Source organism: Pseudomonas sp. NMS19W, from assembly GCF_051554255.1.
Lineage (GTDB): Bacteria > Pseudomonadota > Gammaproteobacteria > Pseudomonadales > Pseudomonadaceae > Aquipseudomonas > Aquipseudomonas kribbensis.
Genome location: NZ_CP136718.1, coordinates 4,919,270 through 4,936,020 on the forward strand (window position 1 = coordinate 4,919,270; position 16,751 = coordinate 4,936,020).

Annotated in this window: 15 protein-coding genes and 1 pseudogene; 9 read left to right on the forward strand and 7 right to left on the reverse strand. The window is 60.9% G+C overall.

Features of this window, described 5'->3' with window-relative positions:
* Nucleotides 1–172 precede the first annotated feature (172 nt).
* On the reverse strand, nucleotides 173–787 hold the full coding sequence (locus R1A29_RS22520; RefSeq protein WP_438299632.1) for an NAD(P)-dependent oxidoreductase: 615 nt from the start codon (nucleotides 785–787) through the stop codon (nucleotides 173–175).
* A gap of 46 nt (nucleotides 788–833) precedes the next feature.
* The gene (locus R1A29_RS22525; protein ID WP_438299633.1) at nucleotides 834–1,712 is read right to left on the reverse strand and encodes an MBL fold metallo-hydrolase; all 879 of its coding nucleotides are present in this window, start codon (nucleotides 1,710–1,712) and stop codon (nucleotides 834–836) included.
* Between the two features lie 115 nt (nucleotides 1,713–1,827).
* Between R1A29_RS22525 and R1A29_RS22530 the strand changes: the two genes are divergently transcribed.
* Entirely contained in the window at nucleotides 1,828–2,748 is a 921-nt protein-coding gene (locus tag R1A29_RS22530) for a LysR family transcriptional regulator (protein WP_438299634.1), read from the forward strand.
* A 131-nt stretch (nucleotides 2,749–2,879) separates the two neighbouring features.
* Nucleotides 2,880–3,056: a hypothetical protein gene (locus tag R1A29_RS22535; RefSeq protein ID WP_167443786.1), complete on the forward strand. Its 177-nt coding sequence runs from the start codon at nucleotides 2,880–2,882 to the stop codon at nucleotides 3,054–3,056.
* 9 nt (nucleotides 3,057–3,065) lie between these two features.
* On the opposite strand, the gene R1A29_RS22540 is transcribed toward R1A29_RS22535, so the two are convergent.
* Nucleotides 3,066–3,962: a helix-turn-helix domain-containing protein gene (locus R1A29_RS22540; protein ID WP_438299635.1), complete on the reverse strand. Its 897-nt coding sequence runs from the start codon at nucleotides 3,960–3,962 to the stop codon at nucleotides 3,066–3,068.
* 187 nt (nucleotides 3,963–4,149) lie between these two features.
* On the opposite strand from R1A29_RS22540, the gene pobA reads away from it, so the two are divergent.
* Nucleotides 4,150–5,334, forward strand: coding sequence for a 4-hydroxybenzoate 3-monooxygenase (gene pobA, locus R1A29_RS22545; RefSeq protein ID WP_438302081.1), 1,185 nt, complete (start codon nucleotides 4,150–4,152; stop codon nucleotides 5,332–5,334).
* Nucleotides 5,335–5,413: 79 nt separating this feature from the next.
* A pseudogene (locus R1A29_RS22550) lies at nucleotides 5,414–6,930 on the forward strand (MDR family MFS transporter).
* A gap of 42 nt (nucleotides 6,931–6,972) precedes the next feature.
* On the opposite strand, the gene R1A29_RS22555 reads toward R1A29_RS22550, so the two are convergent.
* From R1A29_RS22555 to R1A29_RS22570, 4 genes are all read right to left on the reverse strand, one after another.
* Nucleotides 6,973–7,818 carry a cache domain-containing protein gene (locus R1A29_RS22555; protein ID WP_438299636.1) on the reverse strand — a complete coding sequence of 282 codons (846 nt, stop codon included), beginning with the start codon at nucleotides 7,816–7,818 and terminating at the stop codon, nucleotides 6,973–6,975.
* Between the two features lie 131 nt (nucleotides 7,819–7,949).
* Nucleotides 7,950–8,804, reverse strand: a complete 855-nt coding sequence (locus R1A29_RS22560; protein ID WP_438299637.1) for an ATPase — start codon at nucleotides 8,802–8,804, stop codon at nucleotides 7,950–7,952.
* 105 nt (nucleotides 8,805–8,909) lie between these two features.
* Nucleotides 8,910–9,902, reverse strand: coding sequence for an NAD-dependent epimerase/dehydratase family protein (locus tag R1A29_RS22565; RefSeq protein WP_438299638.1), 993 nt, complete (start codon nucleotides 9,900–9,902; stop codon nucleotides 8,910–8,912).
* A gap of 108 nt (nucleotides 9,903–10,010) precedes the next feature.
* Complete coding sequence (locus tag R1A29_RS22570; protein WP_438299639.1) at nucleotides 10,011–10,898, reverse strand: LysR family transcriptional regulator ArgP; 888 nt, start codon at nucleotides 10,896–10,898, stop codon at nucleotides 10,011–10,013.
* A 96-nt stretch (nucleotides 10,899–10,994) separates the two neighbouring features.
* On the opposite strand from R1A29_RS22570, the gene R1A29_RS22575 reads away from it, so the two are divergent.
* The 5 genes from R1A29_RS22575 to R1A29_RS22595 all read left to right on the forward strand — a co-directional run bounded on the left by R1A29_RS22575 (nucleotide 10,995) and on the right by R1A29_RS22595 (nucleotide 16,719).
* Nucleotides 10,995–11,396 carry an ACT domain-containing protein gene (locus R1A29_RS22575; protein WP_438299640.1) on the forward strand — a complete coding sequence of 134 codons (402 nt, stop codon included), beginning with the start codon at nucleotides 10,995–10,997 and terminating at the stop codon, nucleotides 11,394–11,396.
* A 5-nt stretch (nucleotides 11,397–11,401) separates the two neighbouring features.
* On the forward strand, nucleotides 11,402–12,004 hold the full coding sequence (locus tag R1A29_RS22580; RefSeq protein ID WP_085709557.1) for a LysE/ArgO family amino acid transporter: 603 nt from the start codon (nucleotides 11,402–11,404) through the stop codon (nucleotides 12,002–12,004).
* 176 nt (nucleotides 12,005–12,180) lie between these two features.
* The gene (locus R1A29_RS22585; protein ID WP_016773431.1) at nucleotides 12,181–12,777 is read left to right on the forward strand and encodes a superoxide dismutase; all 597 of its coding nucleotides are present in this window, start codon (nucleotides 12,181–12,183) and stop codon (nucleotides 12,775–12,777) included.
* A 354-nt stretch (nucleotides 12,778–13,131) separates the two neighbouring features.
* On the forward strand, nucleotides 13,132–15,183 hold the full coding sequence (locus R1A29_RS22590) for a putative bifunctional diguanylate cyclase/phosphodiesterase (protein WP_085709556.1): 2,052 nt from the start codon (nucleotides 13,132–13,134) through the stop codon (nucleotides 15,181–15,183).
* 192 nt (nucleotides 15,184–15,375) lie between these two features.
* Entirely contained in the window at nucleotides 15,376–16,719 is a 1,344-nt protein-coding gene (locus R1A29_RS22595; RefSeq protein ID WP_114885174.1) for an imelysin family protein, read from the forward strand.
* The last annotated feature ends 32 nt before the right edge of the window (nucleotides 16,720–16,751 follow it).

Sequence of the window (16,751 nt, forward strand, 5' to 3'; positions counted from 1 at the left end):
TCTTACGTAATACATCGACCTGAAAAATCTGGGCGATTATGGATTCGGTGCGACCTTTCAGGTCGATGTAACTCCAAAGAAATCCACGATCAGTCCCCTCTCCCTCCGGGAGAGGGTTAGGGTGAGGGCCGGCTTTCGGATCAGACACAAATCCCGAAAACCACCCAACCCCTCAATAACCGACAGTAAACCGCTGACGCGAATGCTTCGGCGTTTCCACTTCGTCGATCAGCGCAATCGCGTAGTCGGCAAAGCTGATCGAGCTCTGGCCTTCGGCGCTCACCAGCAAGTCATCCTTGCCGACCCGGAATTTGCCGGTGCGCTCGCCTTCGAAGAACAGCGCCGACGGCGACAGGAATGTCCAGTCCAGTTCCTTCTCCTGACGCAGGGCATCAAGAAACGCCGCACCGGCACTGGCCTCGGCCTTGTACTCGGCCGGGAAACCGGCGCTGTCGATCACGCGGGTGCCGTCCGGCAGCAGCAGCGAACCGGCACCGCCGACCACCAGCAAGCGTTTCACCCCGGCCTGTTTCACCGGGCCGATCAGCGCGCTGGCCGGCACCGTGGCGAAATGCGCGGCGCTGATCACCACATCGTTACCGGCGACTGCCGCTTGCAGCGCGGCGGCATCCAGCACGTCGACGTTCTTGCTGACCACATCGGCACGGGCGCCGATCTTCGAGGTATCCCGGGCGATGGCGGTGACGCTGTGGCCGCGACGCAGGGCTTCTTCCAGCAATTGGCTGCCGGCACGGCCGGTGGCACCAATGATTGCGATCTTGCTCATGACATTCTCCAGTTGGCTTGAGAGTGCTGCGTTTTTCAGAATCGGGTTACCACTTCATTTCGCCCTTGGCGACTTTGGCGCTCAGCTCCAGGGAGCTTTCTTCGCCCAGTTTCGGGTAGCGTTTTTTCATTGCGGCGATCAGCGCGGCAGAGTCCTTGGCCTTGGCGGTTTCCTCGTCGAAGGCCTTGATGTAATCGGCGGTGAACTTCACGGCAGCCAGCGAACGGGCGCTGTCACCCAAGTAGTGACCCGGCACCACGGTTTTCGGTTTCAGGGTCTCGATCGAGTGCAGGGTTTCCAGCCAGTCGGCGTGGGATTGTGCAGTCTGGGTATCGGCCATCCAGACGTGGATGTTCTCGGCAACGACGACACCACCCACCACAGCTTTCAGCGAAGGAATCCACACAAAGCTGCGATCCGGTTGCTTGCCTTCCAGGCCGACCACCTGCAGCTTCTGCCCTTCTAGCATCAGGCTGTCGCCCTTGAGCACGCCCGGCACGATGGTTTTGGCCGGCATGTCGGCGCCCATTTTCGGGCCCCAGAATGCGAGTTTGCCGTCGACGGTTTGCTTGATGTGATCAACGGTCGGCTGCGAGGCCAGCACCTTGGCATTCGGGAAGGCTTTTGTCAGGGTGTCGAGACCGAAGTAGTAATCCGGGTCACCGTGGCTGATGTAGATGGTGGTCAGTTGCTTGCCGCTGGCGCGGATCTTTTCCACCACTTGCTCGGCCTGGGACTTGCCGAACTGCGCGTCTACCAGAATCGCGTCCTTCTCGCCGCTGACCAGCACCGAGGTCACCGGGAAGATCGCGTTGGTGCCCGGGTTGTAAACGTCGAGGCTCAGGTTCGCAGCCGCCGCGTGAGCAGCAAAGCCGAGGGTGGCGGTGGCCAGTAAAACGCGCTTGAGAGTGATGAAGCCGATCATGGGTTGCTCCGCTGTTCGAATGCCGTGCTTGGCGATGGGGACAGAGCTTAGTTGCCAGACTCATTACAAAAAATGCGATGCTTAAACATAGTTTGTTTCTGAAAGCGGGCAAATCATGGATCGTCTCCAAGCAATGCGGGTGTTTGTCACGGTGGTGGATCTGGGCAGCCAGTCGGCGGCGGCCGATCACCTGGATCTTTCCCGGCCGGTGGTGTCGCGGTATCTGGCGGAACTGGAAGACTGGGTCGGCGCGCGCCTGATGCACCGCACCACGCGCAAGCTGAGCCTGACTGCGGCCGGCAACGAGATCCTGCCGCGCTGTCGGCAGATGCTGGAATTGTCGAGCGACATGCAGGCCGCCGTCAGCGAACCCGACGATGCGCCACGGGGTCTGCTGCGGATCAGCGTCAGCACCTCGTTCGGCCAGGCGCAACTGGCCGATGCCATGGCGGCGTTCGTCAAAGCGTATCCGGGGGTGAACATCGACCTGCAAATGCTCGATCGCACGGTGAACCTGGTGGACGAGCGCATCGACCTCGCGATTCGCACCAGCAACGACCTCGACCCCAACCTGATCGCCCGCCGCCTGACGGTCTGCCGCTCGGTGGTCTGCGCCGCTCCCGCCTATCTGCAGGAACATCCACAACCGCAACGGGTAGAAGATCTGAGCCGGCACAACTGCCTGACCCACTCTTATTTCGGCAAGAGCCTGTGGCATTTCGAAGAGGATGGCGAACCGGTTTCAGTGCCGGTGCAGGGCAACATCAGCGCCAACGAGGCCAGCACCCTGCTGCGCGCCACACTGGCCGGCGCCGGGGTGGCGATGCTGCCGACCTATCAGGCCGGCGTGCATATTCACAGCGGTGAACTGGTGCGCCTGCTGCCCAACGCCGAACCTCGGCGGATGAACATCTACGCGGTGTACGCCTCACGCAAGCACATGCCGGCGGCACTGCGCAGCATGCTGGATTTCCTGGTACTGCGCTTTCCCGAAAATCCGCAATGGGATAAGGCAGTTGCAAGCGACAAGCCGTAAGCTGCAAGCGAACAGCCCGTTGCGTCCCGCTTCAATCTTGAAGCTCTCAACTCGAAGCTTGCAGCTGCTCCCTCTGGCCTATGCTGAAAGTAGTACCCAAGGGTATTCGTTCAGAGGTCAACGCCATGATCATGAGCACCAGAACAAGAAGATACCTCGCGATTTTCATCACCTGCGCGGCCACGCTGGCGCTATACGGCACCGCGGCATGGCGCGTGGAGCAGTTGCGGCAACTGCCCCGTGAGTACGCGAGCTGCAACTTCGAACGCTGCATCCCTCACAACGCCACCCTCAACGCCCTGCGCTGATACAGGACGTCAGGCGTCGTCGTTCTGCTCGGCCTTCAAGCGGTCGCGGAACGCCTTTGGCGAGATCCCCACCCGGCGCCGGAACAGGCGCGTGAAGTTGGTCGGATCGGAAAAACCCAATACCTCGGACATCTCGTAAATCGTCATGCTGGTGTACGTCAGCAGACGCTTGGCTTCCAGCAACTGACGCTCGTGCATGATCTGCAACGCCGGCTGCCCCGCCAGTTCGCGGCAGGTGCCGTTGAGGTGCGAGACGGAAATGCCCAGACGATGAGCCAGGTCCTCGACCTTCACATGCTGGCGGTATGTTTCTTCAACCAACTGGATAAAACCGTTGAGGTACTCGCGCTGGCGCTGCGGGCGTTGGCTCGCGTTATGCCGGCGGATCGCCTGACGGCTGACCCAGACCATGATCACGCTGACCAGCGAATGCATGAGCATTTCCCGCGCCGGTTGATGGCCGTTGTACTCGGCCTGCAATGCGGCAAACAGACTGTTGAGGTAATCCGCGTCCTGCCCCGCCGGATAGCTTTCGGCCTGGGCCAGGGCCTGCACCGCGCTGCCCAGCTGCGCCTGCAAATGGTTGATCAACGGTGTGGCGAGGGTGACGACGAATCCTTCGACGTCCTCGGAAAAACGGAATCCATGCACCGATAGCGGCGGCAGGATCTGGATAGCGGCTTCGTTCAGTTGCGTGCGTTGACCTTCGATTTCAAGCTCTGCCTGACCTTTGAATACGAAGAGCAACTGGCACAAATCGGCGTGGCGGTGGGGTTTGATTTCCCATTGATGTTCGCGGCTGCGTTTGGAAATGGTTTCACAGTGCAGCAAGTCAGGGGTCGGCCAGTCCAGGCTTTCACCGTAGAGCTTGAACACCGGAATCGAAGGCAGGTCAGGCTTGTTCATCACTTCAATCCAGGCCTCGAAGGTTGCGGGCGATAATCGCACCGATTGGCAGAATGTACAGGTATCGGCTCAGTTTTCACCTTCAATTGACAGACCCGCAAGGGAAAAATGCAAGCACTCGAATCCTGAAAATCATTCACCGGCCGTTGTCGCGTGAAGCTTGCGAGTCATAAAAACAATGAAAACGCTGAAAACCCAAGTCGCCATCATTGGCGCCGGTCCGTCCGGATTATTGCTCGGCCAACTGCTGCACAACGCCGGCATCGACACCCTGATTCTTGAACGCCAGACACCTGACTATGTGCTCGGCCGAATCCGCGCCGGGGTCCTTGAACAGGGCATGGTAGAGCTGTTGCGCGAGGCTGGCGTGGGTCAGCGGATGGACGCCGAAGGGCTGGTCCATGGTGGGTTCGAACTGGCCCTCGACGGGCGTCGGGTACACATCGATCTGCAGGCGCTGACCGGTGGAAAAACCGTGATGGTCTATGGCCAGACCGAGGTCACCCGCGACCTGATGTCCGCTCGTCGGGAGACCGGTGGACAGACCATCTACGAAGCACGCGATGTCGTTCCCTGTGGCATGAAAAGCGACGAGGCCTTCGTCACGTTTGAAAAGGACGGCGAAACCTGGCGCGTCGATTGCGATTACATCGCCGGTTGCGACGGTTTCCACGGCGTGGCGCGTCAGTCGATTCCAGCCGAATGCCTGAAGATTTTCGAACGGGTCTATCCGTTCGGCTGGCTGGGGATACTCGCCGACACGCCACCGATTCACGATGAACTGGTCTACGCCCGCCACGAACGCGGCTTCGCCCTGTGCAGCATGCGTTCGGCGACCCGCACCCGTTATTACCTGCAAGTGCCGGCTGAAGAGAACGTCGACGACTGGTCGGATGAACGCTTCTGGGATGAACTGCGCAATCGTCTGCCGGAGGATCTGGCGCAGAAACTGGTGACCGGTCCGTCGATTGAAAAAAGCATCGCGCCGCTGCGCAGTTTTGTGGTCGAGCCGATGCAGTACGGGCGCATGTTTCTGGTGGGAGACGCGGCGCATATCGTTCCGCCGACCGGGGCCAAGGGTTTGAATCTGGCGGCCAGCGATGTCAGCACGCTGTTCAGGATTTTGCTGAAGGTTTACCGCGAAGGTCGCACGGACTTGCTGGAGAAGTATTCGCAAATCTGCCTGCGCCGGGTGTGGAAAGCCGAGCGGTTTTCCTGGTGGATGACTTCGATGCTGCACCGTTTCGATGAGCACGACGATTTCAGTCAGCGCATCAGTGCCTCGGAACTGGACTACTTTGTCAGTTCAGAAGCGGGACAAAAAACCATTGCAGAAAATTACGTCGGACTTCCTTATGAGGCTATCGAATAGCCTGCTACCGACTTACACTGGCGAGCATCCCCGCTCGCCTGACGATCTGCGGGACCCTCACTGCCCGCAGGTTTTGCCCGTGACCAATCTCAACCACCCCGAAACGCCCAAACCGGCCATTCGCAGCGTGCTGGTCGCGCTGATGCTGGCGATCTTCCTTGGCGCGCTGGACCAGACCATCGTCGCCGTTTCCATGCCGGCCATCTCCGCGCAATTCAAGGACGTCAGCCTGCTGGCCTGGGTGATTTCCGGTTACATGGTGGCGATGACCGTGGCGGTGCCGATCTACGGCAAGCTCGGTGACCTGTACGGGCGGCGCAAACTGATGCTGTTCGGCATGGGCCTGTTCACCCTCGCCTCACTGTTCTGCGGCATGGCCCAGAGCATGGAACAACTGGTGCTGGCGCGGATTTTCCAGGGCATCGGCGCTGGCGGGATGATCTCGGTGAGCCAGGCGATCATCGGCGACATCGTGCCGCCCCGTGAGCGCGGGCGCTATCAGGGTTACTTCAGCAGCATGTATGCGGTGGCCAGCGTGGCTGGCCCGGTCCTCGGCGGCTACATGACCGAGTATCTGTCGTGGCGCTGGGTGTTCCTGATCAACCTGCCGCTGGGCCTCGGCGCGTATTGGGTGGCGCGACGCAATCTGGTCGGCCTGCCGATTCCCCAGCGCAAACCGGTCATCGATTACCTTGGCACACTGCTGATGATCATCGGCCTGACGGCGCTGTTGCTGGCGATCACTCAGGTCGGCCAGGGTCATGCGTGGCGCAGCCGTGAAGTGCTCGGTCTGTTCGCTTGCGCGGTGGCGGTGCTGGCGGTGTTCGTCTGGCATGAACGCCGCGCCCGTGAACCGTTGCTGCCAATGCACCTGTTCACCAATCGCAACGCCCTGCTGTGCTGGTGCACGATTTTCTTCTGCAGCTTCCAGGCAATTTCGTTGATTGTGTTGATGCCGTTGCGCTTCCAGAGCGTGACCGGTGCCGGCGCCGACAGCGCGGCGCTCCACTTGCTCCCGCTGGCAATGGGCCTGCCGATCGGCGCCTATTTCGCCGGGCGCCGCACGTCGATTACCGGGCGCTACAAACCACAGATTCTCACCGGCGCGCTGCTGATGCCGATCTCGATCCTCGGCATGGCCTTCAGCCCGCCCGATGCGACGCTGGTCAGCAGCCTGTTCATGTTGCTCAGCGGCATCGCCGGCGGCATGCAGTTCCCGACCTCGCTGGTCGGCACGCAAAACTCGGTGGAACAAAAGACATTGGCGTCGCCACCAGCACCACCAACCTGTTCCGCTCGTTGGGCGGCGCGGTGGGCGTGGCGTTGATGTCGGCGCTGCTGCTGGCGTTGTTGCAGGACTCAAGCTTTGCCCACCTGACCGGCGCATCGCTGATCAGCGAAGGACACTCCGGCAACGTGCTGCTCGATGGTCTGAACGCGGCGCCCGGCGATGCACAGAATGCCTTGCGCGCCGAGTTGCTGGTGACGTTCCGGCATTTGCTGATGGTCAGCGCCGGGGTGTCGCTGCTCGGGCTGGCGGCGGCGATTGCCATGCCGAACCGCTTGTTGCGCGGGCGTGAGCATGGCGCCCGCTGACGGATGCATTGGCTCCCACGCAATGCGTGGGAGCCACAGGGATCAAGCGCTGTAATAACCGACCGCCACCAGGAACCCGCCAACCTTCTTCAGGTAGGCATGTTTGTCCTCGACCTTGCCGGTCACCGGGTTCTTCCAGCGGTATTCGTATTCGCCCTCATCCTGCTTGCCGATCATCGACAGAATCGGCTCACCCACCGGTTTGCCTTCAGGGTCCTTGACCTTGGCGAAGTCGGTGTTGATCAACCGCAGGTTGGTGCCATGGGCGACGTAGCGCTGGGTGTTCAGATCCACCACGAACACATACAGGTCATCCTGCAGGTAACCGCCCTTGAGCGAGTTGATCGCCGTCAGCGTGCCCTTTTCGTCTTTGGTCAGATCGGTGGCGGCTTTGTCGAGCAATGATTTCGCCTGCGCCGCCGACGCGCGTGGCAAGTAGTAACCGACCGCCAGAATCCGCTGACCGATGCGCTGATAGAACACATGTTTGCGCTCGACCTTGCCGTCGGCCTGGTTCTGCCAACGGTACTCGGCCTGCTGGATGCCGTTGCCTTCCGGCACTTTCAACGCGTCCTTGAACGCCTTCTGCAAATCCGGGCCAAGCACTTCGCTCACATCCCGGCCGATCAACGCCGAGGACGGCCCGCCGCTGGCGAGCATCACGCCCTTGGTATCGACCACGAACACGTAGCGATCCTTGTCGACGAATTCACCCTGGCGGCTGAATGCCGCGAACGCCTTGTCGCCGTTGTCGTGATAGTAGGCCAGAGCCTTTTCCAGCAGGGCGATGGCAGCCTTGCTGTCGTCCTTTTCCGTGGCCGCGTTGGCCTGTCCGAAACTCAACAACAGCACCGCGCCGAGCCAGGCCAGTTTTTGCACAAACCCCATGACGCATCCCTCGTTCTTGTTGGTGTTTCAAGAGCGTAGACGGCCTGAAGGCTGGTATGGATATTCAGAAAGCTTCTGAATGTTGCGAGGGGTTGCGGCGAGGGAGCAAACTCCCTCGCCACAGAAGGGGCTCACGGCCGGGCGTTGATCTGCTGTTGCAGGTTCTGGATCTGCGCCTGCAGGGTGTTGATGTTGCGGGTCATCTGCCCGCGGAACGCATCGAACTCGGCGGTGCTGGAGCCGCCCTGGGCAGCGGCGGGACGATTGTCCTGCTCGCTCTTGAGCACGACGATTTCCTGCTCCAGACGCTCGATGGCGGCGTTCGAACTGCCTTGTTTCTTCAGCGCCGTGATGTCGGCACCGAGGCTCTTGAACTGCGCGTCGAAGCCCTTGAGTTGCGCGTCGACCTTGCTGGTATCGGCCGGTGTGCTTTTCAGCGTCGCCAGCTCTGCACTCAGGGCTTTGACCTGAGCCTGCAATTGAGTGTTGGCGTTCTGTTGCTCAGTAGTCTGGGCGGTCATCTGCGCGAGGCGCTTGTCCAGATCCGTCGCCTGCCCGGCCACACCCTGCTGCTGTTTGCTCTGATCCTGCAGTGCGCTTTGCAACTGCTTGATCTGCAGTTTCAGCGCTTCACTGTCGGTGTTGACGTTGGTCTGACTGGCCACGACCTTGCCGGAAATGTCCTGCAGGCGCCCCGCAGCTTCTTCACTGATCCGCGCGAAGCTTTCCTGAGTCGCCACCAGTTGCTGCTCCATCAGCGAAATTTGCTGGAAACTCCACCAGGCCAAGCCGATGAAGGCGAAGAACAACGCGCCAACCAGTGCCCACAACGGCCCGGTACTGGCAGTCTTGACCTTGACCACCGGCGGTGTGCGCGAGTGCACGGAGGTGCGGGCGCTGGTCGGGAAATCGTCGTCATCGAGTGTGTCGGCGCGCAGGCTCGGAACATCGTCGAAATCGTCGTGGGCATCGTTACGCATGGACATTGAGGCAACCTTTGTGAAACCCGGTAATGGCTGATTGCGGCGCAGTATAAACCCCGCAGCCGCAGGGATTGACCCCCAACCCGCCGCGGGGTTCAGCAGTTCGTATCAACGAATGTCCTGGGCTTTCCACCAGCCACAGAACTCATCGAGGGCCGTCCAGAGACTGACTTTCGGATCGTAGTCCAGATAATGCCGGGCGCGACTGATGTCGAGGGTGAAATTTTTGTTCATCACCTGCATGCCCAGGCGCGACAGGGTCGGTTCGGGACGTCCCGGCCAGAGCTTACATGCGCCTTCGTTGAGCGCCGCCACACTGTAGGCCAGCCCGTAGGACCGGTACTTGGTGACCTGTGGGACTTCCATCTTGCGCATCACGTAATTGACCACATCCCACAGCGGCACCGGGGCGCCGTTGCTGATGTTGTAGGCCTTGCCCAGCGCCGAACCAGCCGCCAGCAGACTGCTCAGCAACGCTTCGTTGAGATTGTGCACGCTGGTGAAGTCGACCTTGTTCAAGCCATTGCCGATGATTGCCAGACGCCCCTTGCGTTGCATGTTCAGCAGGCGCGGGAAGATGCTCATGTCGCCGGCGCCGGTGACGAAACGCGGGCGCAGGGCCAGGGTTTCGAGGCCGAATTCCTGGGCGCCGAAGACCTTTTGCTCGGCCAGATACTTGGTTGCTGCGTAATGATGTTTGAAACGCTTGGGCACCTGCTCTTCGGTCAGGCCGAGGTGATCGCGGCCGTCAAAGTAGATCGATGGCGACGACAGGTGCACCAGGCGCCGCACCCGTTGCTTGAGGCAGGCTTCGACCACGTTTTCAGTGACCTGCACATTGCCCTGATGAAAGTCCTGATAGCGCCCCCACAGCCCGACCGCACCGGCGCAATGCACCACGGCTTCGACGTCGGTGCAGAGTGCACGCACCAGGTCCGGGTCACTCAGGTCGCCCTGGACGAACTCGGCGCCGCGACGCACCAGATGCTCGACGCCTTCGGCCCGGCGGCCGTTGACCCGCACGTCCAGGCCCTGCTCCAGGGCAAAACGCGCAAAGCGTCCGCCAATGAAGCCGCTTGCGCCGGTGACCAGAATTTTCATGTAGAGCTCCAACAAAACCAGCTGCAAGCTTCAAGCTTCGAGCTGCAAGGTAAAAACAGTACGCAAGCGCTTTACTTGCCGCTTGCAGCTTGACGCTCGTAGCTGCTTTCAGGCCACCAGCCATTGCGACGACGAACGCACCAATTGCTCGGTCAACGACCCCAGCAACTGGCCGCCATTGCGCCAATGATGCCAGTACAGCGGCACGTCGATCGGTTTATCTGGCAACAGTTCGCGCAACACGCCGCGTTCCAGTTGCTCGCGCACCTGTAATTCCGGCACCAGGCCCCAGCCGAGCCCGGCTTCCGTCAAACGGATGAAGCCTTCGGACGACGGGCACAAATGATGTTCGAAACCACCATCGACGCCGAGGGACGCAAGGTAGCGATGTTGCAGAAAGTCGTCCGGGCCAAACACCAGCGCCGGAGTGCGCGGTAGTTGTTCGGCCCGCACGCCATCGGGGAAATGCCGCTCGATGAACGCCGGGCTGGCCAGCGCCCGATAACGCATGGCGCCAAGCAACACGCTGCGGGCGCCCGCCACCGGTCGTTCACTGGCACACAGGCATGCGGCTACTTCACCGGCACGCATGCGCTTGAGGCCGACGGTCTGGTCTTCGACGATCAAGTCCAGCAACAGGTGTTGTTCGGCGCAGAAGTCGCCTACGGCCTCGGCCCACCAGGTGGCGAGGCTGTCGGCGTTGAGGGCGATGCGCAGCCGTTCCGGCAGGCCCTCTTCGTCCAGCGCCGGCACCAGCGTCTGCAGATCCCGTTCGAGCAGGCGCACTTGCTGCACATGGTTGAGCAGGCGCCGGCCGATCTCGGTGGGTGACGGCGGTGTCCCGCGCACCAGCACCGGCTGGCCGACCCGCGCCTCCAGCAGTTTGATCCGCTGGGAAATCGCCGATTGCGAAAGGCCCAGCACCTGCGCCGCCCGTTCGAATCCGGCCTGCTCGACCACGGCGGCCAGAGCGGAAAGCAATTTGTAGTCGAACATCAGTTTTCCTAATGAGCGATCAGCACTATTGGTTTTTCTTATACAGCGTGTACCCGGAGAATAGCCAGCAAGCACTCTTTATCAAGGACCACCCCCATGGCTGGCGAAACCTCGTTGTCCACCCTGTTGCGCAGCATGAGCCCGCAGCTCAATGCCGGCGAATATGTGTTCTGCACCTTGCGCGACGGACAGTTGCCGAGCGGCCTGGAAGTTGTCGGAAGTTTCCGTGAAAAGGAAGGCCTGACGGTGATTCTCGAACGCTCCCACGCCGAGCGTGCCGGTTTCAGCTTCGACTATGTCGCGGCCTGGATCACCTTGAACGTGCATTCGGCGCTGGAAGCCGTCGGCCTGACCGCCGCATTCGCCACCGCACTGGGCAAGGCCGACATCAGTTGCAACGTGATTGCCGGCTATTACCACGACCATTTGTTTGTCGGTCAGGCTGACGCCGAACGCGCCATGCAAGTGCTGCGCGATCTCGCAGCCAACGCGGAGTAACTGTTATGTGGCAAAGCTATACCAACGGCCTGCTGGTGGCCTTCGGGCTGATCATGGCGATCGGCACCCAGAATGCCTTTGTCCTGGCCCAGAGTCTGCGTCGCGAGCATCATCTACCGGTCGCCGCGCTGTGCGTCGCCTGTGATGCATTGCTGGTAGCGGCAGGCGTATTCGGCCTGGCCACGGTGCTGGCGCAAAATCCGACGTTGCTGGCGGTTGCACGCTGGGGCGGTGCGGTGTTCCTGATCTGGTACGGCAGCCAGGCGTTGCGCCGGGCGTTCTCGAAACAGAGTCTGCAACAGGGTGAGAACCAGACCGTGCGCTCACTGCGGGCGGTGATGCTCAGCGCACTGGCGGTGACCCTGCTCAACCCGCACGTCTATCTGGACACCGTGCTTTTGATCGGCTCCCTCGGTGCACAACAGTCGGTGCCAGGCGCCTATGTAGTGGGCGCGGCAAGTGCTTCGCTGCTATGGTTTTTCACCCTGGCGTTCGGCGCGGCGTGGCTGGCACCGTGGCTGGCGCGGCCGGGGACCTGGCGAATTCTCGATCTGTTGGTGGCGGTGATGATGTTCACGGTAGCCGGTCAATTGATATTGGCTTCGTGATTTATTCCAAAAGGCTCTGGAACCTCTATCCCACACAGTTGTTGCGTGGTTATGCCGCACCCCCGGTGCTATGATCCGAACCCTGCGCCGCAAAGAGTAAAAACTCGCCGGTGCATTTCTGGCCGCCCGTGATCGGCCTTGCGCTCACCGCAACAGACCTGATTAGGAGAATCATCATGGCTTTCGAATTGCCGCCGCTGCCTTACGCACACGATGCCCTGCAGCCGCACATTTCCAAGGAAACCCTGGAATTCCACCACGACAAGCACCACAACACCTACGTCGTGAACCTGAACAACCTGGTGCCAGGCACCGAGTTCGAAGGCAAGACCCTGGAAGAGATCGTCAAGACTTCCTCGGGCGGCATCTTCAACAACGCCGCTCAGGTCTGGAACCACACCTTCTACTGGAACTGCCTGGCGCCAAACGCCGGCGGTCAACCAACCGGCGCACTGGCTGATGCCATCAACGCGGCGTTCGGTTCGTTCGACAAGTTCAAGGAAGAGTTCAGCAAAACCTCGATCGGCACCTTCGGTTCCGGCTGGGGCTGGCTGGTGAAAAAGGCTGACGGTTCCCTGGCCCTGGCCAGCACCATCGGCGCCGGCAACCCGCTGACCAGCGGCGACACCCCGCTGCTGACCTGCGACGTCTGGGAACACGCTTACTACATCGACTACCGTAACCTGCGTCCTAAGTACGTCGAGGCGTTCTGGAACCTGGTCAACTGGAAGTTCGTGGCCGAGCAGTTCGAAGGCAAGACCTTCACCGCTTAAGCTGCACGCCAGACAAAAACCCGGCTATGGCCGGGTTTTTTTATGCCTGCGCAATCAGGTCGGCGAATCCCGTCACAAACAAGGCCATTTCCCACACGCAAAGCAGCCCTTGCCCCCTTGCTCCCAAGCCACAGCGGACTAACATCAAACAGAGGAAAAATTGTCTGACGCCCCTCAAGTTGGAGGCCAAAACTACCGACACAGTACAATCAGGGCCAATACTCCAGGCAGCCGCATTTCGGCCAAGGCCACGGACAAACTTTCCGCGGTTCGATTGTCCCTTTGACTGCCAACACGGGATTGCCAATACTCATGGCAACTTGACGCTACCCGCACGGAACAAGGAATAACCCTTTGAAGCTGGAACTCAAGAACAGCTTGTCGGTGAAGTTGCTCCGGGTCGTGCTCCTGTCGGCATTGATCGTCGGCGTGGTCTTGAGCTGCGCGCAGATTGTCTTCGATGCCTATAAAACCCGTCAGGCCGTCGCCGGCGATGCCGAACGCATCCTCGACATGTTCCGCGATCCCTCGACCCAGGCGGTCTACAGCCTGGACCGGGAAATGGGCATGCAGGTGATCGAAGGCCTGTTCCAGGACGACGCCGTGCGCCAGGCCTCCATCGGGCATCCCAACGAAGCGATGCTCGCGCAGAAATCCCGTGAATTGCAGCAATCCAGCAGTCGCTGGCTGACCGACCTGATCCTCGGCCAGGAACGAACCTTCACCACCCAACTGGTGGGGCGCGGTCCCTACAGCGAATATTACGGCGACCTGAGCATCACCCTCGACACCGCCACCTACGGCCAGGGTTTCATCGTCAGCTCGGTGATCATCTTCATTTCCGGCGTGTTGCGCGCCCTGGCCATGGGCCTTGTGTTGTATCTGGTCTATCACTGGCTGCTGACCAAGCCGCTGTCGCGGATCATCGAGCACCTCACCGAAATCAACCCGGACCGCCCCAGCGAACACAAGATTCCGCAGCTCAAGGGTCACGAGAAAAACGAGCTCGGGATCTGGATCAACACCGCCAACCAGTTGCTCGAATCCATCGAACGCAACACCCATCTGCGCCACGAAGCGGAAAACAGCCTGCTGCGCATGGCCCAGTACGATTTCCTCACCGGTCTGCCGAACCGCCAGCAGTTGCAGCAGCAATTGGACAAGATCCTGGTGGACGCCGGCAAGCTGCAGCGTCGGGTCGCGGTGTTGTGCGTCGGGCTGGATGATTTCAAAGGCATCAACGAACAATTCAGCTACCAGACCGGCGACCAGCTGCTGCTGGCCCTGGCGGATCGACTGCGCGCCCACAGCGGCCGCCTCGGCGCCCTCGCCCGACTGGGTGGCGACCAGTTCGCCCTGGTGCAGGCCGACATCGAACAGCCTTACGAAGCGGCAGAACTGGCGCAAAGCATCCTCGACGACCTGGAAGCCCCGTTCGCCCTCGATCATCAGGAAATTCGCCTGCGCGCGACCATCGGCATCACGCTGTTTCCGGAGGATGGCGACAGCACCGAGAAGCTGTTGCAGAAAGCCGAGCAGACCATGACCCTGGCCAAGACCCGCTCGCGCAACCGCTATCAGTTTTATATCGCCAGCGTCGACAGCGAGATGCGCCGCCGTCGCGAGCTGGAAAAAGACCTGCGCGATGCCCTGCTGCGGGATCAGTTCTACCTCGTCTATCAACCACAGATCAGCTACCGCGATCACCGCGTGGTCGGCGTCGAGGCGCTGATCCGCTGGCAGCACCCGGAGCACGGACTGGTGCCGCCGGACCTGTTCATTCCGCTGGCCGAACAGAACGGCACGATCATCGCCATCGGTGAGTGGGTGCTGGATCAGGCCTGCAAGCAACTGCGCGAATGGCACGATCAGGGTTTCGTCGACCTGCGCATGGCAGTCAACCTGTCCACCGTGCAACTGCACCACGCCGAGCTGCCGAGAGTGGTCAACAACCTGTTGCAGATGTATCGCCTGCCACCGCGCAGCCTGGAACTGGAAGTCACCGAAACCGGCCTGATGGAAGACATCAGCACCGCCGCCCAGCACTTGCTGAGCCTGCGCCGCTCCGGCGCACTGATCGCCATCGACGACTTCGGAACCGGCTATTCCTCGCTGAGTTATCTCAAGAGCCTGCCGCTGGACAAGATCAAGATCGACAAGAGCTTCGTCCAGGACCTACTGGATGACGACGATGACGCGACCATCGTTCGCGCCATCATTCAACTGGGCAAGAGCCTGGGCATGCAGGTGATCGCCGAAGGCGTGGAAACCGCCGAACAGGAGACCTACATCATCTCCGAAGGCTGCCACGAAGGTCAGGGCTATCACTACAGCAAGCCGCTGCCGGCGCGTGAGTTGAGTGTCTATCTCAAGCAGGCGCAACGCAGCAACGCCGCCATTCTCTGAAACCTCCGGCACAGGACTCCCCGCCACCGATATCGGGAAGAACCCACGCCGTTGATCCAGCGCAACCCCTGCGCAAACAGGAAATATTTCCAGCTACAACCCTTTACACATAATGCGAAAGATTTGCATTATGTCGCAGCTTTTGCGCACCCCCGCGCCTGTCCACTCAATTACCGAAGCAGGATGTTCGCCATGATTCGTATGCCTCTGGCTACCGCCAGTCTGCTGGCCATCGCCATTTCCCTCGCCGGTTGCGGCGAAGGTAAAGACAAGGCCGCCGCTCCAGCTGCGCCGACGCCAGCCGCCAGCACCGCCGCACCGGCGACGCCTGCCGCTGCCGGTAAAGTCGACGAAGCCGCTGCCAAGGCTGTGGTCGCGCACTACGCCGACATGGTCTTCGCCGTCTACAGCGATGCCGAATCCACCGCGAAAACCCTGCAAACCACGATCGATGCTTTCCTGGCCAAGCCAAACGCCGACACCCTGAAAGCCGCCCGTGAAGCCTGGATCGCCGCCCGCGTTCCTTACCTGCAGAGCGAAGTGTTCCGCTTCGGCAACACCATCATCGACGACTGGGAAGGTCAGGTTAACTCCTGGCCGCTGGACGAAGGCCTGATCGACTACGTCGACAAATCCTACGAACACGCGCTGGGCAACCCGGGCGCCACCGCCAACATCATCGCCAACACTGAAGTACAGGTCGGCGAAGACAAGGTCGACGTCAAGGACATCACGCCGGAAAAACTCGCCAGCCTGAACGAGCTGGGCGGCTCCGAAGCCAACGTCGCCACTGGCTACCACGCCATCGAATTCCTGCTCTGGGGCCAGGACCTGAACGGCACCGGCCCTGGCGCCGGCAACCGGCCGGCGTCGGACTACCTGGAAGGCGCCGGCGCTACCGGCGGTCACAACGATCGTCGCCGTGCCTACCTGAAAGCTGTGACCCAACTGCTGGTCAGCGACCTGGAAGAAATGGTCGGCAACTGGAAGCCGAACGTGGCCGACAACTATCGCGCCACCCTGGAAGCCGAACCGGCTGAAAGCGGCCTGCGCAAAATGCTGTTCGGCATGGGCAGCCTGTCCCTGGGCGAGCTGGCCGGCGAGCGCATGAAAGTGTCCCTGGAAGCAAACTCCCCGGAAGACGAACAGGATTGCTTCAGCGACAACACCCACAACTCGCACTTCTACGATGCCAAAGGCATTCGTAACGTCTATCTGGGCGAGTACACCCGCGTCGACGGCACCAAGATGACCGGCGCCAGCCTGTCGTCGCTGGTGGCCAAGGTTGACCCGGCTGCCGACACCGCGCTGAAAAACGATCTGGCCGCTACCGAAGCCAAGATCCAGGTCATGGTCGATCACGCCAACAAGGGTGAGCACTACGACCAGTTGATCGCCGCCGGCAACACCGCCGGTAACCAGATCGTCCGTGACGCCATCGCCTCCCTGGTCAAGCAGACCGGTTCGATCGAAGCGGCTGCCGGCAAACTGGGCATCAGCGACCTGAACCCGGACAACGCCGATCACGAGTTCTGATCGACGCTGGCTGACTGAACAAGGCGACCTTC

Excerpts from the sequence above, each read along its gene's own strand:
- R1A29_RS22570 (WP_438299639.1), bottom strand. The coding sequence starts at position 10,898 with ATGTTCGACTACAAATTGCTTTCCGCTCTGGCCGCCGTGGTCGAGCAG.
- R1A29_RS22525 (WP_438299633.1), bottom strand. The coding sequence starts at position 1,712 with ATGATCGGCTTCATCACTCTCAAGCGCGTTTTACTGGCCACCGCCACC.
- R1A29_RS22565 (WP_438299638.1), bottom strand. The coding sequence starts at position 9,902 with ATGAAAATTCTGGTCACCGGCGCAAGCGGCTTCATTGGCGGACGCTTT.
- R1A29_RS22575 (WP_438299640.1), top strand. The coding sequence starts at position 10,995 with ATGGCTGGCGAAACCTCGTTGTCCACCCTGTTGCGCAGCATGAGCCCG.
- R1A29_RS22535 (WP_167443786.1), top strand. The coding sequence starts at position 2,880 with ATGAGCACCAGAACAAGAAGATACCTCGCGATTTTCATCACCTGCGCG.
- R1A29_RS22530 (WP_438299634.1), top strand. The coding sequence starts at position 1,828 with ATGGATCGTCTCCAAGCAATGCGGGTGTTTGTCACGGTGGTGGATCTG.
- R1A29_RS22555 (WP_438299636.1), bottom strand. The coding sequence starts at position 7,818 with ATGGGGTTTGTGCAAAAACTGGCCTGGCTCGGCGCGGTGCTGTTGTTG.
- R1A29_RS22520 (WP_438299632.1), bottom strand. The coding sequence starts at position 787 with ATGAGCAAGATCGCAATCATTGGTGCCACCGGCCGTGCCGGCAGCCAA.
- R1A29_RS22585 (WP_016773431.1), top strand. The coding sequence starts at position 12,181 with ATGGCTTTCGAATTGCCGCCGCTGCCTTACGCACACGATGCCCTGCAG.
- R1A29_RS22595 (WP_114885174.1), top strand. The coding sequence starts at position 15,376 with ATGATTCGTATGCCTCTGGCTACCGCCAGTCTGCTGGCCATCGCCATT.
- R1A29_RS22540 (WP_438299635.1), bottom strand. The coding sequence starts at position 3,962 with ATGAACAAGCCTGACCTGCCTTCGATTCCGGTGTTCAAGCTCTACGGT.
- R1A29_RS22580 (WP_085709557.1), top strand. The coding sequence starts at position 11,402 with ATGTGGCAAAGCTATACCAACGGCCTGCTGGTGGCCTTCGGGCTGATC.
- R1A29_RS22560 (WP_438299637.1), bottom strand. The coding sequence starts at position 8,804 with ATGTCCATGCGTAACGATGCCCACGACGATTTCGACGATGTTCCGAGC.